Origin of the sequence: Chelativorans salis, assembly GCF_025336525.1 — a bacterium.
GTDB lineage: Bacteria > Pseudomonadota > Alphaproteobacteria > Rhizobiales > Rhizobiaceae > Chelativorans > Chelativorans salis.
This window is the reverse complement of the sequence record NZ_JAOCZP010000005.1, coordinates 273,360-293,846: the sequence shown is the minus strand read 5'-3', so window position 1 is coordinate 293,846 and position 20,487 is coordinate 273,360. Positions and strand designations below refer to the sequence as shown.

The 20,487-nt window shown below is 60.0% G+C and carries 24 protein-coding genes and 4 pseudogenes; 15 read left to right on the top strand and 13 right to left on the bottom strand.

What is annotated here, in order from left to right:
• Positions 1-21: 21 nt before the first annotated feature.
• The gene (locus N5A92_RS17770; protein ID WP_260905100.1) at positions 22-1,023 is read left to right on the top strand and encodes an NADP-dependent oxidoreductase; all 1,002 of its coding nucleotides are present in this window, start codon (positions 22-24) and stop codon (positions 1,021-1,023) included.
• Between the two features lie 457 nt (positions 1,024-1,480).
• On the opposite strand, the gene N5A92_RS17765 is transcribed toward N5A92_RS17770, so the two are convergent.
• Entirely contained in the window at positions 1,481-1,903 is a 423-nt protein-coding gene (locus N5A92_RS17765) for a RidA family protein (RefSeq protein WP_260905099.1), read from the bottom strand.
• Positions 1,904-2,024: 121 nt separating this feature from the next.
• Positions 2,025-2,873, bottom strand: a complete 849-nt coding sequence (locus N5A92_RS17760; RefSeq protein WP_260905098.1) for an SDR family oxidoreductase — start codon at positions 2,871-2,873, stop codon at positions 2,025-2,027.
• Positions 2,874-2,971: 98 nt separating this feature from the next.
• Between N5A92_RS17760 and N5A92_RS17755 the strand changes: the two genes are divergently transcribed.
• From N5A92_RS17755 to N5A92_RS17745, 3 genes are all read left to right on the top strand, one after another.
• Entirely contained in the window at positions 2,972-3,874 is a 903-nt protein-coding gene (locus N5A92_RS17755) for a LysR family transcriptional regulator (protein ID WP_260905097.1), read from the top strand.
• Positions 3,875-4,002: 128 nt separating this feature from the next.
• Positions 4,003-4,953, top strand: a complete 951-nt coding sequence (locus N5A92_RS17750) for an NAD(P)/FAD-dependent oxidoreductase (RefSeq protein WP_260905096.1) — start codon at positions 4,003-4,005, stop codon at positions 4,951-4,953.
• Positions 4,950-5,387, top strand: a complete 438-nt coding sequence (locus tag N5A92_RS17745) for an Rrf2 family transcriptional regulator (RefSeq protein WP_260905095.1) — start codon at positions 4,950-4,952, stop codon at positions 5,385-5,387. Before N5A92_RS17750 ends, N5A92_RS17745 begins: the two co-directional genes overlap by 4 nt.
• Before the next feature lie 271 nt (positions 5,388-5,658).
• On the opposite strand, the gene N5A92_RS17740 is transcribed toward N5A92_RS17745, so the two are convergent.
• Positions 5,659-6,678 (bottom strand): nucleotidyltransferase family protein, encoded by a 1,020-nt coding sequence (locus N5A92_RS17740; RefSeq protein WP_260905094.1) that lies wholly within the window; start codon positions 6,676-6,678, stop codon positions 5,659-5,661.
• A 1,007-nt stretch (positions 6,679-7,685) separates the two neighbouring features.
• Between N5A92_RS17740 and N5A92_RS17735 the strand changes: the two are divergent.
• Positions 7,686-7,799, top strand: a pseudogene (locus tag N5A92_RS17735) (helix-turn-helix domain-containing protein); the annotation flags it as partial.
• 136 nt (positions 7,800-7,935) lie between these two features.
• On the opposite strand, the gene N5A92_RS17730 reads toward N5A92_RS17735, so the two are convergent.
• The gene (locus N5A92_RS17730; protein ID WP_260905277.1) at positions 7,936-8,835 is read right to left on the bottom strand and encodes a LysR family transcriptional regulator; all 900 of its coding nucleotides are present in this window, start codon (positions 8,833-8,835) and stop codon (positions 7,936-7,938) included.
• Between the two features lie 105 nt (positions 8,836-8,940).
• Here N5A92_RS17730 and N5A92_RS17725 point away from each other — a divergent pair, with 105 nt between their 5' ends.
• Positions 8,941-9,930 (top strand): zinc-dependent alcohol dehydrogenase family protein, encoded by a 990-nt coding sequence (locus N5A92_RS17725; RefSeq protein WP_260905093.1) that lies wholly within the window; start codon positions 8,941-8,943, stop codon positions 9,928-9,930.
• 442 nt (positions 9,931-10,372) lie between these two features.
• Positions 10,373-10,555: pseudogene (locus N5A92_RS17720) on the top strand (transposase); the annotation flags it as partial.
• A gap of 168 nt (positions 10,556-10,723) precedes the next feature.
• Here the strand turns inward: N5A92_RS17720 and N5A92_RS17715 are convergent.
• Positions 10,724-11,302 (bottom strand): TetR/AcrR family transcriptional regulator, encoded by a 579-nt coding sequence (locus tag N5A92_RS17715; RefSeq protein ID WP_260905092.1) that lies wholly within the window; start codon positions 11,300-11,302, stop codon positions 10,724-10,726.
• A gap of 66 nt (positions 11,303-11,368) precedes the next feature.
• Between N5A92_RS17715 and N5A92_RS17710 the strand changes: the two genes are divergently transcribed.
• The 6 genes and pseudogenes from N5A92_RS17710 to N5A92_RS17685 all read left to right on the top strand — a co-directional run bounded on the left by N5A92_RS17710 (position 11,369) and on the right by N5A92_RS17685 (position 14,341).
• The gene (locus tag N5A92_RS17710; RefSeq protein ID WP_260905091.1) at positions 11,369-11,620 is read left to right on the top strand and encodes a nuclear transport factor 2 family protein; all 252 of its coding nucleotides are present in this window, start codon (positions 11,369-11,371) and stop codon (positions 11,618-11,620) included.
• A gap of 162 nt (positions 11,621-11,782) precedes the next feature.
• Entirely contained in the window at positions 11,783-12,070 is a 288-nt protein-coding gene (locus N5A92_RS17705; protein ID WP_260905090.1) for a putative quinol monooxygenase, read from the top strand.
• A gap of 119 nt (positions 12,071-12,189) precedes the next feature.
• A pseudogene (locus N5A92_RS17700) lies at positions 12,190-12,551 on the top strand (nuclear transport factor 2 family protein).
• A 45-nt stretch (positions 12,552-12,596) separates the two neighbouring features.
• Positions 12,597-13,259 (top strand): hypothetical protein, encoded by a 663-nt coding sequence (locus N5A92_RS17695; RefSeq protein ID WP_260905089.1) that lies wholly within the window; start codon positions 12,597-12,599, stop codon positions 13,257-13,259.
• An 86-nt stretch (positions 13,260-13,345) separates the two neighbouring features.
• The gene (locus tag N5A92_RS17690; RefSeq protein WP_425248606.1) at positions 13,346-13,591 is read left to right on the top strand and encodes a transposase domain-containing protein; all 246 of its coding nucleotides are present in this window, start codon (positions 13,346-13,348) and stop codon (positions 13,589-13,591) included.
• Between the two features lie 165 nt (positions 13,592-13,756).
• Positions 13,757-14,341, top strand: coding sequence for a class I SAM-dependent methyltransferase (locus N5A92_RS17685; protein ID WP_260905088.1), 585 nt, complete (start codon positions 13,757-13,759; stop codon positions 14,339-14,341).
• Between the two features lie 113 nt (positions 14,342-14,454).
• Here N5A92_RS17685 and N5A92_RS17680 read toward each other — a convergent pair.
• The 7 genes and pseudogenes from N5A92_RS17680 to N5A92_RS17650 all read right to left on the bottom strand — a co-directional run.
• Positions 14,455-14,792: pseudogene (locus N5A92_RS17680) on the bottom strand (bifunctional methylenetetrahydrofolate dehydrogenase/methenyltetrahydrofolate cyclohydrolase); the annotation flags it as partial.
• Between the two features lie 129 nt (positions 14,793-14,921).
• Positions 14,922-15,596: a PIN domain-containing protein gene (locus tag N5A92_RS17675; RefSeq protein WP_341850070.1), complete on the bottom strand. Its 675-nt coding sequence runs from the start codon at positions 15,594-15,596 to the stop codon at positions 14,922-14,924.
• 86 nt (positions 15,597-15,682) lie between these two features.
• Positions 15,683-16,477 (bottom strand): DMT family transporter, encoded by a 795-nt coding sequence (locus N5A92_RS17670; RefSeq protein WP_260905086.1) that lies wholly within the window; start codon positions 16,475-16,477, stop codon positions 15,683-15,685.
• 105 nt (positions 16,478-16,582) lie between these two features.
• Entirely contained in the window at positions 16,583-17,167 is a 585-nt protein-coding gene (locus N5A92_RS17665; RefSeq protein WP_313958431.1) for an NADPH-dependent FMN reductase, read from the bottom strand.
• Complete coding sequence (locus N5A92_RS17660) at positions 17,118-17,390, bottom strand: hypothetical protein (RefSeq protein ID WP_260905085.1); 273 nt, start codon at positions 17,388-17,390, stop codon at positions 17,118-17,120. Before N5A92_RS17660 ends, N5A92_RS17665 begins: the two co-directional genes overlap by 50 nt.
• A 248-nt stretch (positions 17,391-17,638) precedes the next feature.
• On the bottom strand, positions 17,639-18,013 hold the full coding sequence (locus N5A92_RS17655) for a hypothetical protein (protein ID WP_260905084.1): 375 nt from the start codon (positions 18,011-18,013) through the stop codon (positions 17,639-17,641).
• Positions 18,014-18,031: 18 nt separating this feature from the next.
• Positions 18,032-18,316: a DUF1127 domain-containing protein gene (locus N5A92_RS17650; protein WP_260905082.1), complete on the bottom strand. Its 285-nt coding sequence runs from the start codon at positions 18,314-18,316 to the stop codon at positions 18,032-18,034.
• A gap of 130 nt (positions 18,317-18,446) precedes the next feature.
• Here N5A92_RS17650 and N5A92_RS17645 point away from each other — a divergent pair, with 130 nt between their 5' ends.
• Together N5A92_RS17645 and N5A92_RS17640 are read left to right on the top strand one after the other, a co-directional pair.
• Positions 18,447-19,358, top strand: a complete 912-nt coding sequence (locus N5A92_RS17645; protein WP_260905081.1) for a LysR family transcriptional regulator — start codon at positions 18,447-18,449, stop codon at positions 19,356-19,358.
• A 159-nt stretch (positions 19,359-19,517) separates the two neighbouring features.
• Positions 19,518-19,685, top strand: coding sequence for a hypothetical protein (locus N5A92_RS17640; RefSeq protein ID WP_260905079.1), 168 nt, complete (start codon positions 19,518-19,520; stop codon positions 19,683-19,685).
• Positions 19,686-19,738: 53 nt separating this feature from the next.
• On the opposite strand, the gene N5A92_RS17635 is transcribed toward N5A92_RS17640, so the two are convergent.
• Positions 19,739-20,431 (bottom strand): L,D-transpeptidase, encoded by a 693-nt coding sequence (locus tag N5A92_RS17635; RefSeq protein WP_260905275.1) that lies wholly within the window; start codon positions 20,429-20,431, stop codon positions 19,739-19,741.
• Positions 20,432-20,487: the final 56 nt, after the last annotated feature.

Genomic DNA, 20,487 nt, shown 5'->3' with positions numbered 1-20,487 from the left:
CCTCTTTGGAAAGCAACTGCCATGAAGGCATTCGTTGTCGACAAGTATAATAAGAAGGGCATTCTGCGGTTGGCCGAGATGCCGGTGCCGGTTCTCCAGGACAGCGATGTCCTGGTCGAGATCCATGCTGCAGGAGTGAATCTGCTGGATTCCAAGGTCAGAGCCGGAGAGCTCAAACCCATCCTGCCCTATCGTTCGCCGTTCATCCTCGGCCATGACGTGGCCGGGACGATAGTCCGGGTTGGATCGAAAGTGCGCAAGTTCAAACCCGGCGACGAAGTCTATTCGCGGCCGCGCGACGGCCGCATAGGAACGTTCGCCGAATACATCGCCATCAATGAAGCAGACGTAGCGCTGAAGCCGAAAAACCTCAGCATGGAGGAAGCCGCCTCTATCCCTCTGGTCGGACTTACCGCTTGGCAAGTGATGGTCGACAGGGCCAATCTGAAGAAAGGCCAGAAAATCTTCATCCAGGCTGGCTCCGGCGGCGTTGGGACGTTCGCCATCCAGCTTGCCAAGCACCTCGGCGCAACCGTTGCGACGACGGCGGGCGCGGCGAGCGCCGATCTGGTCAAAAGTCTCGGCGCCGATATCGTCATCGGTTACAGGAGGGACGACTTCAAGAAAGTTCTCTCCGGCTACGACGTCGTCGTAAACAGTCAGGACGCCAAAACGCTCGAAAAATCGCTGCGGGTGCTGAAACCGGGCGGCAAGCTCATCTCCATCTCCGGCCCGCCGGATACCGAATTTGCCAAGAAGAAGGGGCTGAATCTGGTGCTCAAGCTGATTCTGCGTCTGCTGAGCCGCGGTATTCGGACCAAAGCCAAACGCGCAGGTGTCAGCTATTCGTTCCTTTTCATGTGGGCGCAGGGTGATCAGTTAAGCAAAATCACGAGCCTTATCGAATCCGGAACGATCCGCCCGGTCATGGATCGGGTCTTTCCCTTCGAAAAAACCAATGAGGCCCTGGCATACGTTGAAACAGGACGGGCCAAGGGCAAGGTTGTCATCAAGGTCAGATAGCAACGCTTGCGTTGTAAGAAAACCAAAGACCACCTCGCGTAATTTCCGCTCATGCGCGGCCGAGATCTCCAGCTCGGTCGCCTGCAATGTCTGCTTTCAGGAAAGGGCGCCGAAATGAGGGCGCGATCCAGTCCGACCGCTCCAAGGGTTCAACCGGGGCCGTTTGCTGCCTGTCCGGTTCTGGCCGAAAAATGAATAAGCCGCCGTTCAGCTGACGACCTCCTTGTGGTCATCTGGTTTGCTTCCGCACTAGCGAAGTTGGGTTAGCGCGGCGGCTCTGCGCCCCCGCGATAACTCAACGTTCCAGCTGCTTTACCCGCACATTCAATCGGATTGGGCCTCAACTTGCCCAGTTTGAGCAGCGTATTGGCTATTGGCGTTCTATGCTGCTTGCAGGGAAGCCTGAAAGCTCCCCTGCCGTCGTCGGGAACAATCGCGAAACTGCCGGGGTGAGCGATCAGCGCTTGTCCGCTGGCTGACTGCTGGTGGTCGAGGGGATGCGGGCGATGACCTTGATCTCGAAGTCGAAGCCCGCAAGCCAGTTGACGCCTACCGCCGTCCAGTTCGGATAGGGAGGCTCGCCGATTTCTTCTGCCCGGACGGCCAGCACCGTTTCGATCTGTTCGTCCGGGTTGGTGTGGAAGGTGGTGACGTCGACAACATCGTCGAAGCTGCAATCGGCGGCGGCCAGGACCTCGCGCAGATTGGCGAAGGCCCGCCGAACCTGATCCTCGAATACGGGCTCGGGCGAGCCGTCCTCACGGCTCCCGACCTGACCCGACACGAAGAGAAGATCGCCGGACCGAATGGCCGCGGAATATCGGTGAATATCGTACAACGCGTGGCGGTTGGCCGGATAGATGGCGTCACGTGTAGGCATTTCGTGTTCCTTGCTTTCATGAAAAGAGGGCCGGTTGGAGCCGGGGTGATCTATCGGGTTTCAAAGGGCGGAGAGCTGCACGACGGCGGCGTGCAGCTCTGGATCGGCGGGAAAGACTGGATCACAGCCGCGCCAGCTCCTCGTCGGTGAAATCCGCCGCGACCGCGATGTCCTTCTGCCTGTCGAGTTCCTCGATGCGCCCGCTAAGTGCCCTGCGGATGCCCGCATAGGCCTCGGCACCGAGCACCAGCCGCTTCGGAAGCGGCCGATCCCGGTCGGCCAGCCCGATCATCGCGTCTGTCATGCGGTTGGGGTCGCCCTTGATCACCCAGGAGCCACGGAGCGCCTCGCGGACTTGATCGGCGGGGGTTCCCGCATAGGCCGCGAGCGGCTCGGCCCGCGCGAGATTGCCGCCGAACCCGGTTCGCGCCGGCCCGGGTTCAACCAGGGTGAATTCGATTCCGAAGGGAGCGGCCTCCTGCGCCACGGATTCCACGAACCCCTCGATGCCCCACTTGGTCGCGTGATAGAGGCTGAAAGCCGGGTAGGCGATCTGGCCTCCCTCGCTCGACACCTGCTGAATCCGGCCACCACCCTGGCCGCGCAGATGCGGCAGCGCCGCCTGGATGAGTGTGATCGAGCCGATGAGATTGGTCTCGATGATGTCCCGGACCTGCACATCGCCGGCCTCTTCCGCAGCGCCGAGCAGGCCGTAGCCGGCATTGCTGACCATGATGTCGATCCGAGCGGACGCAGCGAAGGCGTGGTCGACTGCCGCACGGACCGAGCTCTGGTCCCTGAGGTCCATTGCGATGATGCGAAGCTGTTGGGGGTAACGTGCCCGCAGGTCGACAAGCGCATCCTCGCTGCGGCTGGTACCGACGACGCGGTCCCCCCTGATCAGGGCCTTCTCCGCCAGCAGCCGGCCTAGACCGGACGACACACCCGTTATGAGCCAGGTCTTTTCCATTTCTCATATCTCCAAGTTGTTCCAGGGAGGAGATAGGGCAATCGTATTGCGTGCATTAGACGTTGAAATCGGCATGAGATGATGCAAAATCCCCATCAATGTCCCGCCCGTCGCTCAACGATCTCACCGCCTTCGTGGCCGTTGCCACGCACCGCAGCTTCCGCCGTGCAGCGGATGAGATCGGCACGGCACCTTCCACATTGAGCCATGCGATGCGTGCGCTCGAAGAGCGCATGGGCGTGCGCCTTCTGAACCGCACCACGCGCAGCGTCTCGCCGACGGAAGCCGGTTTCCAGTTGCTCGGCCGCCTTCAGCCGGCGCTCGCCTCGCTGGACGAGGCGCTCGACAGCGTCGTGGGATTCCGGGGCAATGTCGCGGGCACTGTCCGCATCAACGCACCGCGATTGGTGGCCGCGTTTCTCGTTCGCGGGGTTCTTCCGCAGATGGCGGAGCGCCATCCGGACGTGACGGTGGATATCGTCGTCGAGGGGCGGCTCATTGATATCGTGTCCAGCGGGTTCGATGCCGGCGTGCGCCTTCTCGGATCGGTCCCCAAGGACATGATCGCCGTGCCGTTTGCACGCCCGTTGGCGTTCATCTGCGTCGCCTCGCCCGCCTATCTCGATCGCTTCGGCGACCCGGGAACGCCTGAGGAATTGCAGCGCCACCATTGCATCGGCCACCGCATGCCCAGCGGCAAATTCTATCGATGGGAGTTCGAACGCGCCGGCCAGGAACTCGTGATAGACGCAAGCGGCCCCATCGTCCTCGATGACGAGGAACTGATGGTCGAAGCCGCTATGGAGGGTCTGGGCATCGCCTATGTAGCGGATTGGGCTGCAGAAACGGCCCTGTCCGATGGCCGGCTGCGCAAGGTCCTGACCGCGTGGATGCCCGCTCCGGAAGGGGTTGCGGTCTACTATCCCGGACATCGAGCCGTGCCGCCGGCACTGCGGGCTTTTCTCGATGTCGTAAAGGACCTGCGGAAGAAAGGGCCTTAACTGGGTCGACGAAGCAGTCATCCGGAGCAATCGTAGTTTTTCGCATCGATTTGTAACATTTGATGTTGCGAATTTCGCTGTACGCTCTATGCTCGCGGCCCGAACGAAATCTAGAGCGAGACAGTGGTATGGAGCGTATTGTGGACGCGGCGATCGTCGGCGCGGGTGTTGGGGGCCTAAGCGCCGCTTTGTTTCTCGGCAGAGCAGGCCGGTCGACGATCGTATTCGATGGCGGAAAAACTCGAATCGAAAGCGTTGAGGAAGTCCGTGAATATCCCGGCTTCGATGGGTTGCCGCCCCAGGAGGTTCTTTCTCGAGCGCGCGCCGAGGTTCACAAATATGGGATCGAGATCAAACGCCAGCGGGTAGCGTCCGTGACGCCACGCGCCGACGGCCTTTTCGAGGTTTATCACGGCCATTCGGTAACGCTTGCTCGCACCGTTGTTCTTGCAACCGGGCTGATCGACAAGCTGCCTCCGCTTTCGGGATTACCCATGTCCTGGGGTCGAGATCTTCGCGTCTGTCCTTGCTTTGATGGCTATGAGGTGCAAGGAAAGCGCTTCGTGGTCTTCGGAGTGCCGAAGAGGCTGGTCCACATGGCATCATGGGTTTGGATGTGGTCTCGCGATGTGACAGTGGTTTCGGAGCATGCGTTCACCGACGTCGAGCTCGATCGCTTGCGGCTTCTGGATATCGACGTGATAGCCGACGAGGTGACGGGACTGGTTCACAGCGGCGAGCGCCTTGAAGCGCTCATAACACGCAAGGGGAACTCGATCGCCTGCGACGCCGCGTGGATTGCCGCTGATATGGTAGCGGCCTCAGATCTCGCCGCAAGCTTGTGCGATGTCGACGAAATGGGATTGGCGCGGGTCGACAGCGCCGGACGGACAAGCAGACCAGGGATTTTTGCCGTCGGAAACGCTGCCGATCCCGCCGCTCATCTCGCTCACGCATCTGCTGCTGGCACCAATGTTGGCCCGCACGTCGTCATGTATCTGCTGGAGAGAGAGATAGAGCGGCGAACCGCCAATCAGAAGAACGCCGATTCGGCTGACATTTCACAAAGGGTGTCATGAGAACCGATAGCCGCTTATCCCGCATGCTCCACGTCCTGCTGCACATGGCCCGCCATGATCGCCCGTATACATCCGAGCAAATCGCCGGAATGCTTCAGACGAACGCTGTTGTCGTTCGTCGGACCATGGCTGGCTTGCGCGCCCACGGCTATGTTCAATCTGTCACTGGACAGGGGGGCGGCTGGACGATTGCCTGCGACCTTAACAAAACGACTTTGCTGGACATTCACCGGGCGGTCGGCGGTCGCCATATCTTCGCGATTGGCCTAGACAACGACAATCCATCCTGCGCGGTCGAACGGGTCGTCAACAGCGCAGTCGCGGATGCGCTGGATCGAGCCGAACGGCTGCTGATCGGTAGTTTGGGTGAGATCACACTCGCCGAGTTGGCGGAACAGTTCTATGCCATCTGCCGAGCCGAACTCAAACAGTAGCGCTGATCGGTGCTGCCATCGAATGAACGCAACAAGCTCCAGCAGAAAGGAATGTCGCCACACGGCGAAAGTCTGGAAAGTACGCAAAACTCGCCTATGACCTCGGCACATGCGATGTCGGCTTTTGGTTCACGGACGGGCGCGTTGGAATGACCGACAAAGGAGGCGCGAAGCGGCCATTAACCTTAAGGAGAGCAAGGTCTCTTGGGTCAGAGAACGAACTCGCGCGCGCGGGAGGGGCGCGGCGCCAGACAGGAGCCTTCTCAGTGTATCAAACCAGGGCCGAAAGCCGTTCTGCCGTCTCGGGCATGCGTTTCAAACTTGCCTTGATCCGGTCACGCCAGCGAGGACCACGCGATAGCGCGTCCTCATAGGCTTCTGCGAGCTCGTCTGGACGGTCCTCGGAAAGAATCGCAATCAGGAACTCGGCCTGGGTCCGGTCCTTTCGAGCCTTCAACTGATCGGGCCCACCATGGCGCCGATCGGCCACGATCAGCTTATGAATGGCGAACCGCTCGGGCCTCGGGACTTGGACCAGAATGCCGGAGCGGTAGAGAGCGACCGCGTGAATCGGGTCCGCGATCAGAAAGTTCAGGTAGTTCAGGGCTTGGGCACTCACCCCCAATGCTGGCAGCGGCTTGACCGTTTCCTCGCCGAAGGCCGGTGTCAGGAACTCTACCATTGCTTCCGAATGGCTCTGCCGCCATTTCCAAACCTGCCGATCGTTTATACCCGGAACCGGGTCGAACTTGAGAAACTTGAGAATATCGGCTGGGTTCTCTTCAACCTCATCTTCCAGAACAACCGAGAGGCGCTCGAAACTGGCGAAATCAATGTCGCCGGTTTGGGCCAGTTCCTCGTAATCCATGCGCACGCCGAGGTCGCCCTGGTAAAAGCTGTAGGCCGATGTCCCCACGAGTGTGCCACCAAGCCGGAACACCCCTGCCCGAGAAAAAGCGAGAAGTAACGAACCGGTCTCGCGATCGGTCGTGATGAAGCCTTCGGCCCGGAGCGTCCTGGTAAGCCTCGCCATCTGCTTCCGGCGCGCGTCCGCGTCGGCTTTCAGCGCTTCCGCGCGTTCCAGACGCGCACGCAACTCCGGTTTGTCTTCGCCGAGATACCGGCTCATCATCTCGGTCCCGATCCGGAAGCGCTCATAGAGATAGGTTCGTCCGTTGCGCTGTCGCTCTTCGATGGTGCCAACCAGGCTGGAGGCCTTTTCGTCGAGGTGAAGCCGCAGCAGGTCCTGGTAGGCCACTACGGCCGGACGACTGTGAGTAATGATTGCCATGTCTCTTCATTTCTCGCTGCGTGTGCATCAAATTATATATTGATGCACCCAGCTTCAAGTGTGCATCAAAAAAACTATGGATGCACACATCAATCCCCGGTACCCAGCACGCGGCCCCCCCCGCCTTACTCCAGTGTCTTCAATGTCATACCGATCCGGGGAGGCTTGCAGGTTTCCAATTGTTATATCGAGAGTGAGACCCGATGGAGAGTTGCTGTCTTCTCTACGTCCCGCACGTATTACCTTCCATGTATCCATGGGCGCACCGTCACTCGGACGATAGACGAGGTACAGATGCCAACCAACGGGATATCGGGCAGTGTGTACTGGATTTCTTTCGATAGTAACGATTCCCATGACGGCTCCTATGGCCCACTGGTAAGTTCTTTGGAGATGTACGGATATGAACTGTCGGCTGAACTACCGATACTCACAATAATATCAGGAAGTAAAAAATTGATCTGTGCATGAACCCAACACGAAAATGTCATCGATTGACACTGAGGATACCGCGACAAGCGGCCCGACGCGAAATGCTCTGAGAAGGAAAATCGGAAAACATACATGGAGTCAGACCCTCGGAATGGCTTTCCGCCAGATCTAACAAGAAAGTCTTTCCAAGTTGACTCAGAATTTCTGCAGAGCTTGCTCTGTTTTATGAATTGCTCGTCGCTCAGATTGCGAATGGCCTTTCGAAGTTCGCTCGGAGAACTACATGCGAAATGATCGGGGCCAGTAAATGAATGTGGGGTTTCCGATGCAACTACCAGTATCGCACATGCAAGCAAAAGAGTGGCACAACAAGCACCCGCTCTATTCATATGAACTCTTAACTTGGCCCTGACGTCGAAGGAGCGATACGCAGCGTTGCGGCTGCCCAAGGCAGAACAACACCGCCGCAGAATCCCCAACGGCCCTTCCAAAGTGCCGGGCATCTGATACTGACCCCTCCCGCCGTTCAGTGCCTCAAACTATGGTTGAACAGTAGGGGGCTGCGTCTTGCTGAGTCAAACGAGCAGTTGATGGCCCGCGCCAACGGCATGCCGGCGCTGCGCCGGCATCTCGCCGCGCTGGTCGAATGCGGCCTGATCATCCGCAGGGACAGTCCCAACGGGAAGCGGTCGGGCTACTTTTCGGCGTGAGCGGCGCCGCTAACCGCCGGTCCGCAATCAGAACGAAATGCCGATAAGCGGCCGTTCAGCTGACGGACCCTGAGCCGCCATTCAAGTCTCTTCGTGTCGAAGGCCGCCCATTTTTTCATGTCATGTACTTGGGCAATGCCGCCGCCAGCGCGTCGATGGCTAGACGGATTTTCAGCGGCAGGTGAGATGTCTCCAGCCATAGCGCATAGGCGTTATAAAGGAATCCTGGCCCATCGGGCAGGAGTTCGACCAGCACGCCGGCCAGAATGCGTTCGCGAACCAACCAGTAGGGCAGCCAGGCCAGTCCCATGCCGGCAGCTGCCACATCGGCGATTGCGTTGAGGTCATCGAGCCGCAACCGGTTGGGCGGCGTGACCGCCACCTCAGGCTGGCCGCTGCGCGGAAACAGCCACGGCGGAACGGGACCTGACCTGCGGTAGACCACGGCATGGTGCTTGCTCAGATCCTCGATCTGCCGCGGCTGGCCGTGCCTCTCGATATAGGCCGGCGACGCGCAGACCACCATGCGCTGGTGCGCGATGCAGCGCGCAATCACCCCGCCTTTGTCCTCCAGACTGCCGGTCCGAACGGCGAGATCGTAGCCGCCGTCCGAAAGGTCGATGATACGATCATTGAACGACAGATCGAGCTCTAGCGCAGGATATTGCTGCGCGAGGTCCAACAGCACGGGGGCAACGCAGCGCCGGCCGAAATGCACGGGCATCGTGACACGCAGCTTCCCGCGCGGCTCGGCAATCTGGTCAGCCGCGAGTGCATCGGCCGCTTCGGATTCGGCCAGCACCACCCGGCAACGTTCGTAGTAGGCGCGCCCAAACTCCGTCAGGCTATGGCGACGCGTGGTGCGGTTGATGAGGCGCACCCCCAGACGCTCTTCGAGAGACCGGACATGCTTGCCGACCATCGGTCCGGACAGATCGAGCGCCGCCGCGGCTGCCGCGAACGATCCCAGGTCGGCGGCCTTAACGAACACGGCCATGCTGGTCAGGCGATCCATGATTAAAAACTTTTGGTTTCGGCTGTGCTGCTCTTGCGCCTCTTTATCGGCATTTAGCGCGCTGGCATAGCTCATTCAGTTCAAGCATTTTGGAGTTACAGCCGGATGGCGCGCGTTGTTCGCATTCATGAGCATGGTGGTCCCGAAGTTCTGCGCATCGAGCATGTCGATGTTCCGGGGCCCGGTCGGGGCGAGGTCCAAATCCGTGTCAAGGCGCTGGGCCTCAATCGGGCCGAGGTCCTTCTGCGCAACGGCACCTATATCGAGACACCGACGTTGCCTTCTGGTCTCGGTCTCGAGGCCGCTGGTATCATCGAAACCGTCGGCGAGGGCGTGGACGGTTTCGCGCCGGGAGACGCCGTCAGTGTGGTGCCGCCGACATCTATGGTTCGCTGGCCGGCATACGGCGAACTCGCGACGTTTCCCGCCGAACTGGTCGTCAAGCACCCGTCGTCGCTCGGCTGGGAGGAGGCGGCTGCCATATGGATGCAGTATCTCACTGCTTACGGCGCACTGATCGACATCGCCCAGCTCCGCAGGAAGGATTTTGTGGTTATCACTGCAGCATCAAGCAGTGTCGGGCTTGCTGCGATCCAAATTGCAAATATGGTCGGCGCGACCCGCATCGCGGTTACGCGGACGTCTGCCAAAAAAGAGGTCTTGCTCGAAGCCGGCGCTGACCATGTTATCGCCTCAGCGGAGGAAGATCTGGAAGTCCGGCTGAAGGACATCGCTGGCCCGGAGGGCGTACGAGTCGTATTCGATCCCGTAGGCGGCCCGATCTTCGAGCCATTGACGGCCGCGATGTCACGGGGTGGCATACTCATCGAATATGGTGGCTTGAGCCCCGAAGAAACTCCCTTCCCGCTGTTCGCCGTCTTGAGCAAAACACTCACGGTCCGGGGCTACCTCGTCCATGAGGTCATCTGCGATCCGGCGCGGCTGGAGGCGGCCAAGGCATTCATCCTCGAAGGCCTGGAATCGGGCGCTCTTAAACCCACTATCGCCAAGACATTCAAGTTTGACCAGGTCGTCGAGGCGCATCGCTTTTTGGAGTCGAATGAACAGTTCGGCAAAATCGTCGTGACGGTTTGACCGATCATACGCACTTCAGTTCGAGTGCTCCGATGCAATGGGCCGGTTTCCGCCCCAATCTTTGCCGTCAAACGGTTAAGGTCTCGGTCAGGCCAGTCGAGACCCTCCTCGTGCTTTTAGCCGACGACGGGGCCGGAAGTTGACGGACTGCTTCTGGCGAGGAAAGCTTCGGAAGCAGACGTCCTTCAGCCCCTTCCAGACCATTTGTCAGCCTGTGAACATCTTCTAACCGCAGGCCGTCATTTGGCTGATGTCTAAGTATCAGACGGCATCACTAGCTCGATCTCGGGTCGTGCCCCGCTGAGTGGTGTAGCTCGGCGGTGACGAAGCCGCTCGCGAGCGCCCTCAACAGCGCTGTAGCGAGCGAGCGGCGAGCAGTGGTCATCGATGTTCTCCGGTAGGGTTGGGTTGCTCACGCCAACCTGATTCGAAGGAACCACCGATGACCAACGACATGATGAACCTGCGCACGCTCGTAGAGAAGACCCCTGACGCCGATATCCTGCGCGAGATGATCGGCTTTGCCGCCGAACGGCTGATGGAGATGGAGGTTGGCGCTGCCACCGGCGCTGGCTATGGCGAGAAGAACCCGCTGCGCACGGCCCAGCGCAACGGCTATTCGGATGTGTTCCGGAATGGCTGCAGTGGCCGGAAGCCGTCGGTCCGCAATCGGGGCGAAGTAGCAGCAAGCGGCCGTTCAGCTGAGCGACCCCATTTCAGTCGTCGGCGCGGACCAAATGAACGGCTCGACTGTAGTTTTGCGATTTGGAGTTCTTCGCGGTCAAACAGTGAATCAACGACGGGCCAGCAGTCTGGCTACCGCTTCCCTGACAAGGGAAGGGACATCCTCGGTCTTGTCCAGGTATGCGGTTTCCAGCAGGCCGTCTGACAGGGCGACGAGGAGCGAGGCGGTGACGGAAGGGGCTGGATCGCCATCCTCTGCAAGAAGCTGCCGGAGGACGCCGTGATACCACGCGCGCCGCGCATCAATGGCTTGCCGAACGGGGCTGGTCGGGCTGGGGTACTCGGCCGCCGCGTTGAGGAACGGACATCCCCGCCAATCCCCCGCGACCACGGCCTTGCTGATGCGCCCCATGATCGCCGCGATCATTTTGCGTGGAGGCTGCTTCGGGAGCGCTGCGACGGCTTCCCGCCCGAGCCGATCCTGCTCTTCGATATACGCAAGGACGAGATCATCCTTCGACGGGAAGTGGTTATAGAACGTCGCCTTGGCGACGCCCGCTTCCGCAATGATGCGGTCGATTCCCACTGCATGGATACCCTCCGTGTAGAAGAGCCTCGTCGCAGTATCGAACAAGCGGCGGCGTGCTGGAGTGACGGCAGCGCCGGCATCTGAGTCTTTTCTTTTCATGGGTTGACTCTAACAGACAGGTCTGTAGTGTTCAACACTTAGACAGATCTTTCTGTATAGGACACCATGCAAGCGAACGAAACTTCAGCAATCGTCCACCGGTTCAACCAGGCGTTCCTCGATCACGATCCGGCAATCTTCGAAGGCCTCATCGCCCCGGACTGCGTCATGGAGTCGATCCAGCCCGCGCCCGATGGCACGCGCTACGAAGGTTATGAGGTGAACCTGACGTTCTGGCAGAGCATGGCGGCGGACCGCGTCAACCGTTTCGAGGTGGAGGACACCTTCGTGATGGGCGACCGCGCCAATGTTCGCTGACGCTTCCATTTCGGTGACGGCGGCTCGCTCCGCGGCGTCAGCCTGATCCGTGTCCGTGAAGACACCGGGTCAATCGGCACCGTTGCCTGAGTGAACCGGTCCAATGCCGTGCGGCCTCGGCGAGGGCGATGGTCGACCCCTTGTGCTTTAAAGGAAGGAGTAATGTTCATGATCATCATAGCCGGCTACACCCGCACCGACGCCGAGAAGCGGGACCGCGCAGTGGAAGCCTTCAGGGACATGGTCAAACGCGCGAGGTCGTACGATGGCTGTCTCGACTTCTCCATAAGCGCTGACGCGGTCGATCCGGAGCGCGTCAATCTCTTCGAATGCTGGCGCGACCAGACCGCACTGGACGCCTGGCGCAAGGTCGCGAAAGGGCCGCGGGGGAAACCCCGGGAGGTCGTGGTGAGCCTCTATCGCGCCGACAAGGCCGAAAAGCCGTTCTAAGGACGGGACGCCGCGGACCTACCGCATCGACCCCACACCCAGTTCGTAGCGCCCTCAGCGTTCGGACCGGCGGTCAGCGGACACCAGCCAATGGCTGCATGACTCAATGAGGTGAGAGGATGAATACCAACAGCGAAGTTACCCGTGAAATCATTGAACGTTTCCATGCCGCGTTTGAGGCGCACCGTCCCGAAGACCTCGACGATCTAGTTGGCGAAGATTGCGTTCTCGAAAATACGGCGCCAGCCCCGGACGGCGCGCGATATGACGGGCGTGAGGCATGCCTCGATTTCTGGAAGGGCATCGCATCTTCGGCGAACCTTCTCTTCGAGGCAGAGGAGATCTGGGCCAGCGAGGACCGCGGGATCATCCGTTGGAAACTCCGCTGGGGAGAGAACGAGACGGAGCGGGTTCGAGGGTAAACATCATGCGCGTTCGGGGCGGAAAGATCGTTGAAGGTCTCGGATACGTAAAGGGATAGGGGGATGCCTGCCACTCGCGACCTCGCGCCCGGAGGGCACCAGACATGAGCACAACTCCTCGCCGCAGCACCACCGGACTGCGCCAATTTCTGAATCCCGAGCAGCAGCGCAAATGGATGGAAGGCAAGACGAACTTGCGTGACGCCGACGAACGCTCGGAGTCCATGGAACTGCGGTTCAAGTACGCCGCGCGATTTCAAAAGCTGCTTCTTCGCCCGCAGGCACAGGAGGTTCTAGAGGTTCTCAGGCTCTACGGCCGGAACTGCATCCCCATCCCGCGCAAGACCGAGCGTCACTACTGGTCGGTTTCTTGTCTGCCGTCGACATCCGATAAGCCGCTTGTCCGCGTCAATGCGAGCTGGATGGAGCTTTTCACGCTGTATGCGGACGGCGAGGGCATCCGTGCAAGATTCCTGGTGCATCTTTCGGACTTCACCGGGGACCACTCGCTCGCGCAGAGTGATGTGGACGAACCTTTTCTTGAGCACTGCGTCACGACGCCGGAAGATGTGGGCTATTTCTTCCCGCGCGGCGAGGACATTTTCGGCATCAATGTGCGGGGCACCGCCTCGATCCACAAATTCCTCGCGGCCCGCCGCGTGTTGCGCGCCATCCGGACATTCAATTTGACGCACATGAATCGGGGGCGGAACGCCTACCAGGCGAGCCACTGCTACAGCTTGGCGGATTACATGCTGGAGAGTTGAGTGGATCTGGGATGCGCGCCAGCGAGGTTGCCGGACGCGCCGGCGTCGCGGCCGCAATCCGGTAGGCGCTTGCTTATGGTGACGGGCTGACCCGCTACCTTGACGATGGCCATCTGGCGATCGAAAACAATCCAGCCGAGCGGGCGCTCCGCAAGAACTGCCTGTTCGCCGGATCCGATGACAGAGGCGAGCGCGCCACCCTGATCTACTCGCTGATCGACACCGCCATCCTCAGCGGCCTGAGCCCTCCGGCTTACCTCGCCGACGTCCTCGTCCGCATCGTCGGCTACTCGGCAAAGCGCGTCGACGAACTCCCGCCCTTGATCTGGTAGCCCATTATAGACTTCGAGGGGCCGTCTGCGGACTGACTGCTATCGGAACGACGAAGTACTAATGTGCTGCCATTCCGCTCCCGACCCGGTTATGGATATTTGACTTTCCTACTGGGCACCAGCGAGTAGAGTCCGTTGCAATTGCCAGCCTTGGAGGTTCGCCGCATGCACATCGACCGCTCTGAAGGTTGGGACGGCGTTGCCCGGCAATTCATGGCCGCTCGCTCCGCCATCGGTGCGACCCTCGTGCGGTCCTGGGCACGAAACAATCTGCCGCCGTCGAGCTCCATCGTGGACGTCGGCTGCGGTTCCGGAGTGCCGATCGCGCAAGCTCTAATCGAGGATGGCTTCACGGTCTTCGGGATCGACGCATCGCCTACAATGATAGATGCGTTCCGTCGTAGACTTCCGGAAGCGCAAAGCGCCTGTGAAGCCGTGCAGGACAGTGTATTCTTTCAGCGCACCTTCGATGCGGCTGTTTCGATCGGTCTGCTGTTCCTGCTCTCGCCGAAAGATCAGCTTGAAGTACTTCATGGGGTAGCAAAGGCTCTCAGGCCAGGGGGGCGCTTTCTGTTCAGCGCACCTCGAGAGACGTGCGACTGGCAAGACATGCTGACCGGACGACGCTCGAGATCGCTTGGCGAAGAAGTGTATGAACGACTCCTGGAAGCGTCGGGATTGTGCCTGGTCGGCTGTCATGTCGATGAGGAAAAGAACAACTATTATGATGCGGCTAAGCCTTTCATATAACCATTTATGGCCGTTTTCAGTGGATCGGAAAGAGACTGCCGGTTTACGGGCGCTCGCCAGCTGACGACCCGTTGCTGTCGTCGAAGATAAGTCCCTTCAAAGATTGCTTCGATCTACCAGAGCTGTAGATGCGGCAGCCCCTCGCGGTGGTAAGCCGCCAGGACCGTGTTGTGCATCAGCATCATGATCGTCATCGGCCCAACGCCACCTGGCACGGGTGTTGTGGCCCCGCTGTTTCGATGACGGCGGCAAAGTCCACATCGCCGAGAAGCCGCTTCTTGCCGTCCACAATCACTTTCGTGGTTCCTACATCGATCACGGTTGCGCCGGGCTTGATCCAATCTCCCTTGATCATTCCGGCCTGTCCCGTTGCTGCCACCACGATGTCTGCCTGACGCACCTTTTCAGCCAAATTCCGCGTTCGAGAATGAGCCGTTGTTACGGTGCAGTTCGGGCCGGAAGCGGACTGACCGGCTTGGCTCCGGCTGTCTGATTTTCAGACTTGCGATGTTCGTTACGCGCTTTGAATCTTGCGACACGGGACGCGCAAGAACAACCACAATTGAAATTCGGACTCTTATCAGCCAATAACGGCGTCCCTAATGAAATGCCCCGCGACGAACCGCTCCACGTAGTCGCTCCAGGATCTAGAAATCAGATTCTCGGGGAATCGCCGTTCACGCAGATTCTTGTCGACTGCCACGATGATGACCCTGAGCAACCTTATAGCATCCGGCCGGGTCAGGATTGCCTCCAGTACCGAGCTGACAAGCCTGTGACGCGCTCCTGGAATTTCCGCGTTCCACAACTGGACGAAGAACTCTACAGCGACCCTCGCAAGTGAGGGCGCTTCGACGGTCTTCCGGGAAATGACCTCTACGAGCGACTTGAACTGAGGGGAGTCGAAGCCGAGCTGCGCTGCGGCGAACAAGTCCCCGGAGCCGGCAGACACGAAGCCAATCCGCTTGCTGCCGAGGTTGGCAATCAAGTCGACATAGTCGCCGTGCGACAGCTGCTTTCGGTCCAGAAGCAGCATGAGAAGCGGTTGGGTCCAAGAGACCCGCTGGGCGCCGATGATGGTCGCGAACCCCCGAAGCCGGCGATCTTCGATGATGGTCGGCATGTTCGTCGCCGCGGCGGTCGCAGCGGTGTCGAAGCTGGAGCCTGAGAAGAACTCTTCGAGCTCGTCGGCCTGCTCATGGTCAACGTGCTCGGTAGGGATGACCTCTGTATGCGCCCGTACCCAACACTCCAAACACGATGATGCGCGTGGTCTTCAACGTCCTTTGAATGATAAGGCAATGGGGCACGTCATGACACGCGAGCCAGGCTTTCCGGCGACTACAGAACACCGGCGGCAAGGCCGACCGCCGCTCCGACATAGCCGATCTGACTGAGATAGACGGGCCCGCCAACCGCCTGCAGGCGGAAGAAGAAGGCGAACATTATCGATGCCGCGGCGACCTGCGCGAGGACGAGAATCTGGAAGCCGGAAAGCAGCTTGAACGCTCCTGCGTCACCGACAAGAATGATCCCGAGAAGCAGCATCGCCGCTGCAGCGAGGTGGCTTCCGGCAGCGAGCTCGAGCGGCGTAGAGGCATCCGGCCAATCCATGGTCCGGTAGATGTTGCCGGCGGCGAGACTGACCGGAATGAGCAGCCCGATAAAGACCCAGGACAGTTCAGCGGGCTGTCCCACCTCCCCGCGCGTCGTTGCCACCATGACAGCTCCGACGAAGCCCACCGAAATGCCGGCGATGCCCAGGAGGTTGGGGCGGCGCACGCCCATTAGCATCGAAAGCCCCAGCGTGATCACCGGAGACAACGTGAACATGATTGCGGTGTAACCGGCGCCGAGATGCGGGATCGCCGAGAACATCACGATGTTGGGAATTGCGTAGGAGATAGCGGCCGTGATGATGAAGTAGCGCAGCTTAGGCGCGGCAAACCCGACGGAACTCCGCCGCGCGAGCAGAACGCAAAGAAGAACGCCGCCCGCGCCGAAGGAAATGACGAAGGACCAGGCCATGGCCGGAATCCCGGCCTCCGTCGCCAGTTTGCCGAGAGGCGGCGTCGCGCCTAGCAAGGCTCCCGTCACGAGGAGGAGGCCGAAGGCCGAGTCCCAGATATGTCTCATCGGATTTCCATTTGAAGATGGTGGGCCGCGTTCAGCGTCAGAACTCGGTTTCCAGAGACCGCATCACGGGCGGGGCTAGGCGGTGCCATTTGAGCCGGCCCCATGTCATGCAATGGTGCGCTCTAAGAGGTGTAACTCTGACCCGGGCCGCACCATCTTCTCGACGAATTCCTTGAAGGACTTGGCGAAGGTCGCAAGAAATTCTCGCGTGCCTTCATCGACCAATTCACCGTCATCATCGAACAGGCGCCCCGTATTGCCGATATAACACTCAGGCTGGCCGAGCGTCGGCATGTCGAGGGAGGCCAAAGACTGTCGAAGGTGATGATTGGCTCCAAAGGCGCCGATTGCACCGAGCGAGGTGGAGACGATTGCGGCAGGCTTCCCCATCAGGACACCTTGTCCATACGGCCGGGAGCCGACATCGACCGCGTTCTTGAGCACGGCGGGCACTGACCGGACATACTCGGGAGTGACAAACAGCACCGCGTCGGCCGCGATGATCCGGTTGCGGTAATCGGTCCAGTCCGCCGGTGGATTCGCTTCCAGGTCTTCATTGAAGTAGGAGATTTTGCCGATGTCGACGAAATCGAAGGACAGGTTCTTTTCAAGTCCAGTGATTGCAGCAGCAACCTTTCGGCTAAACGACTCTTTCCGAAGGCTTCCGACGAGAACTGCTATTTTGGTCATTGCTGATATCTCCTGTTTTTCGATTCAATGATTGGTCCGCCATGCCGGCGAGCGCGGATGACTTCATTTCGGTGTGTTTGGCCGCCCCCGCCAGACGAGGGTCCCCGAGGGCGAGTGCGGCGATGGCGAAGCGGAGCGCCGTCAGGAACAGCGGTGGCAGCCCTTCGCTCATCAGCGCAACGGCCGGGAAGGACAGCCCCACGATCAGCGCCCACAGAAGCATTCCCGTGTGCAGCCCTTCACGCCTTTCATCTCGGGCACCCTCATCACGCGCCTCCTTTCGGCTCCTCGCGCGGCAGGGGGAGCAGTTCCGCCGACGCAGGGCTGAAGGTAATTGGCGTCTTTTGCGACGATAATATTTGAATTTTTCTGTATACTATTCACCAGTAGTGAATGGTGATTCGATGCTTCCGCCGGAGCGAAAGGCGGCCTGGGAGGTGGGACCGCCTTTCGCTGTTCCGGAGGTCGGGGCTACTTCCGTGCGGGGAAGGCTACGCCGCAGCAGTCATTCCGTGCGCTCGGGCCAAAGTGATCGGCGGCGCTGTAGCCGGAATGTCTGGACGCCACGGTGGTGCTGGAGGTCACGAGTGCGCCTTCAGCCTTCTCTATGTCTGGTGGCCTCACCGAGTGCCGCGGAACAGAATTTTGCTCGTTGGGCCCGAACGCATCCGAGGCATTGAAACCACGATGGATGGTCGCGATGGTGACGGTCTCGCCGGTATAGACGGCCTGCTGCCCAGGATCGCCGGGAAGGGCATTGGCATTACTCGGCTTGAAGTCCTGGGCTGCGGCCGTGCCGGCACCGAGGAGGCAGAGGCCGGCGAGAATGATCAGTGACTTGTGCATGGTGGTTCCTTTCGGTGGTCATTTGCTGGATTGAGACAAAGGCGAATCGCCTTGGGATGGATCGACGGGTTGCCAAAACGGCTTTGATGCTTTCCGATCGACATCGGCCCGCGTAAGGCCGATATCGGCGAGGAGGCGATCGCTGAGATCGCAGAGATGTCGCCGCTCCAATGCGCGCTGCCGCCACCGGTTAGGCAAGGCCAACAAGTCCGCCAGTAGTCTGAGCGCAGCTAATGTGCGCTGCGAAGGGTCTTTGATGCCGAAGACGGTCGAGCTTGGGGAATTCAGCGGAATGTGCGCCATCTTCAACCTCCAGGGTGTTTTTCGCAGGTGAAGCGTTTCCTGCTAACTGCTAGGATGCGATATCAATCTTGAGGTGATAATCAGTGAAAATGCGCAAGGATCATCCACCGAGAGCGGATAATCGAGCACGATGGACAGACTCACGAGCCTAACGGTCTTCGGTCGTGTCGTGGAATGCGGCGGGTTCTCCGCCGCCGCCCGCAGTCTCAACATGTCGACGACGATGGTCAGCAATCATATCCAGGCTCTGGAGGACAGGCTCGGCGTCCGGCTCCTCAACCGCACAACCCGGAAGGTGAGCCTGACCGAGATCGGCGAGGCCTACTACGAACGTTCCTCCCGGATCCTCGCCGACCTGGAGGAGGCGGACCGGGTCGCCGGAGCCCTGCAGTCCACGCCGCAAGGCACGCTGCGCCTCTACTCGAGCATGACGACCGCCCGCTTCCTGGCGCCGGTCATATCCGAATTCGTCGCTCTTCATCCAGCCGTGTCGGTCGATCTCACCGTTGGTCAAAGAATGGTCGACATGGTGGGGGAGGGCTTCGACCTTGCCGTGCGCTCGCTGCCGCTTCCCGATTCGAGCCTGATCGTGCGGCGGCTGACGTCGTGGCGCAACATCGTCTGCGGTTCGCCCGGCTATTTCGAACGCTACGGAACCCCGGATGAACCAGGTGACCTCGTACGCCACAACTGCATGCACCACCCCTCCTATCCTTTCGGCGACGAGTGGCGTTTCGAGGGCCCCGGCGGCGAGCCCGTTACCGTTCGCGTCAACGGCAACCTAGTTACCAACAGCCAAGAGACGCTCAGGCGCCTCGCCCTGGACGGCCGCGGTCTATTCATACCACCGACCTTTCTCGTGGCAGACGACCTTCGCGCTGGGCGCCTTGTGCGCGTGCTCGAACGCTATTCCGGGCTCGAATTCTCCATCAATGCGATCTATCCGCACCGCCATCATCTCTCGGCAAAGGTGAGAGCCTTCATCGACCTCCTGGTCGAGCGGTTTGCCGAACATCGCCGATGGGTGGACACTATCGCCTGACGTAGGTGCCGTCGCGCCGAGTGCCAAGGCAAACGCCTTGCCGCGATGTCTAGGCGCAATCCCCATGCAGGATTCCCTTTGTGGATCCCTCGACCGGACCGAAATCCAGATCGGGGGAACCAGTGGTCATATAGAGGATGAATCAACGGAGAGGGGAACGTGGTCGACATCAGAAAGGCGCGAGGCAGCGGAAGCTTGAGGGAGACGGCAGGGCGCCGCATGGTCAGCGGTTCCAGCGTCGTCGCAGGCAATGTCTGCTTACGGGAAGTGGCAAAGTTGGCCTCGACGGCCGACATGGTGCGCAAGATCGTCGTGGCTTTTGCCTAGCGAGCGACCTTTCAGAGTTGCATAGTCAACACGCAAGTTAACGGCAGTAGACCCTATGCCGGCAGGACCACCACCTTGGTGTTCACTGGCGTCTTGGAATAGAGGTCCATCATATCTTGGCTGAGCAGGCCGATGCAGCCGCTTGAAACGCCTTTTCCGATCGTCTCAGGCACGCTCGTGCTGTAGATCGTGTAGAGCGTGTAGACGCCATTCTGGTAAAGATACAGTGTTCGTGCCCCGAGTGGATTGTTTAGTCCAGGCGCCATACCACCGGCATATTGGGCGACCTCTGGCTGGCGCAGGATCATCTCCCTGGGCGGCGTCCAGATCGGCCATTCGGCTTTTCGTCCGACATAGGCGTCACCGCTCCACAGGAACCCGGCGCGGCCGACATTGGCGCCATATCGGGTGGCATATCCGTCGCCTTCGATCCGGTATACGTAGTAGTTGCGGGGATCGACAATGATCGTGCCGGCTGCTTCCTTTGTGTCGTAACGCACCGTCCGGCGAAGATACTTCGGATTGATCTTGCTGACATCGACAGCGGGGATCGGAAAGCGCTCGTCGGGGACTGGCCCGTAGACTTTCTCCGCTTCAGCAAGACTCATACCGCCGGACGTTGCGCAACCCGCAAAGCCAAACGCGGTGAGACTGACGGCGGAGCCGATCAGAAACGACCGGCGGTTGAGAATGCCTAAGGAGCGGTCGGGACGCGCTACCGCGTCAGTCTCACGCGCATCCGACATCTCATCATACATGTTTCCAATCTCCCGTCCCCGACCAGAGACCACATGGCATTCAG

Coding starts and splice junctions, on each gene's coding strand:
- N5A92_RS17645 (WP_260905081.1), top strand. CDS start 18,447: ATGGACAGACTCACGAGCCTAACGGTCTTCGGTCGTGTCGTGGAATGC.
- N5A92_RS17660 (WP_260905085.1), bottom strand. CDS start 17,390: ATGCTTCTGTGGGCGCTGATCGTGGGGCTGTCCTTCCCGGCCGTTGCG.
- N5A92_RS17765 (WP_260905099.1), bottom strand. CDS start 1,903: ATGCCTACACGTGACGCCATCTATCCGGCCAACCGCCACGCGTTGTAC.
- N5A92_RS17760 (WP_260905098.1), bottom strand. CDS start 2,873: ATGGAAAAGACCTGGCTCATAACGGGTGTGTCGTCCGGTCTAGGCCGG.
- N5A92_RS17635 (WP_260905275.1), bottom strand. CDS start 20,431: ATGTCGGATGCGCGTGAGACTGACGCGGTAGCGCGTCCCGACCGCTCC.
- N5A92_RS17755 (WP_260905097.1), top strand. CDS start 2,972: ATGTCCCGCCCGTCGCTCAACGATCTCACCGCCTTCGTGGCCGTTGCC.
- N5A92_RS17715 (WP_260905092.1), bottom strand. CDS start 11,302: ATGAAAAGAAAAGACTCAGATGCCGGCGCTGCCGTCACTCCAGCACGC.
- N5A92_RS17710 (WP_260905091.1), top strand. CDS start 11,369: ATGCAAGCGAACGAAACTTCAGCAATCGTCCACCGGTTCAACCAGGCG.
- N5A92_RS17650 (WP_260905082.1), bottom strand. CDS start 18,316: ATGGCGCACATTCCGCTGAATTCCCCAAGCTCGACCGTCTTCGGCATC.
- N5A92_RS17665 (WP_313958431.1), bottom strand. CDS start 17,167: ATGACCAAAATAGCAGTTCTCGTCGGAAGCCTTCGGAAAGAGTCGTTT.
- N5A92_RS17725 (WP_260905093.1), top strand. CDS start 8,941: ATGGCGCGCGTTGTTCGCATTCATGAGCATGGTGGTCCCGAAGTTCTG.
- N5A92_RS17770 (WP_260905100.1), top strand. CDS start 22: ATGAAGGCATTCGTTGTCGACAAGTATAATAAGAAGGGCATTCTGCGG.
- N5A92_RS17670 (WP_260905086.1), bottom strand. CDS start 16,477: ATGAGACATATCTGGGACTCGGCCTTCGGCCTCCTCCTCGTGACGGGA.
- N5A92_RS17655 (WP_260905084.1), bottom strand. CDS start 18,013: ATGCACAAGTCACTGATCATTCTCGCCGGCCTCTGCCTCCTCGGTGCC.
- N5A92_RS17730 (WP_260905277.1), bottom strand. CDS start 8,835: ATGGATCGCCTGACCAGCATGGCCGTGTTCGTTAAGGCCGCCGACCTG.
- N5A92_RS17750 (WP_260905096.1), top strand. CDS start 4,003: ATGGAGCGTATTGTGGACGCGGCGATCGTCGGCGCGGGTGTTGGGGGC.
- N5A92_RS17705 (WP_260905090.1), top strand. CDS start 11,783: ATGTTCATGATCATCATAGCCGGCTACACCCGCACCGACGCCGAGAAG.
- N5A92_RS17745 (WP_260905095.1), top strand. CDS start 4,950: ATGAGAACCGATAGCCGCTTATCCCGCATGCTCCACGTCCTGCTGCAC.
- N5A92_RS17740 (WP_260905094.1), bottom strand. CDS start 6,678: ATGGCAATCATTACTCACAGTCGTCCGGCCGTAGTGGCCTACCAGGAC.
- N5A92_RS17685 (WP_260905088.1), top strand. CDS start 13,757: ATGCACATCGACCGCTCTGAAGGTTGGGACGGCGTTGCCCGGCAATTC.
- N5A92_RS17695 (WP_260905089.1), top strand. CDS start 12,597: ATGAGCACAACTCCTCGCCGCAGCACCACCGGACTGCGCCAATTTCTG.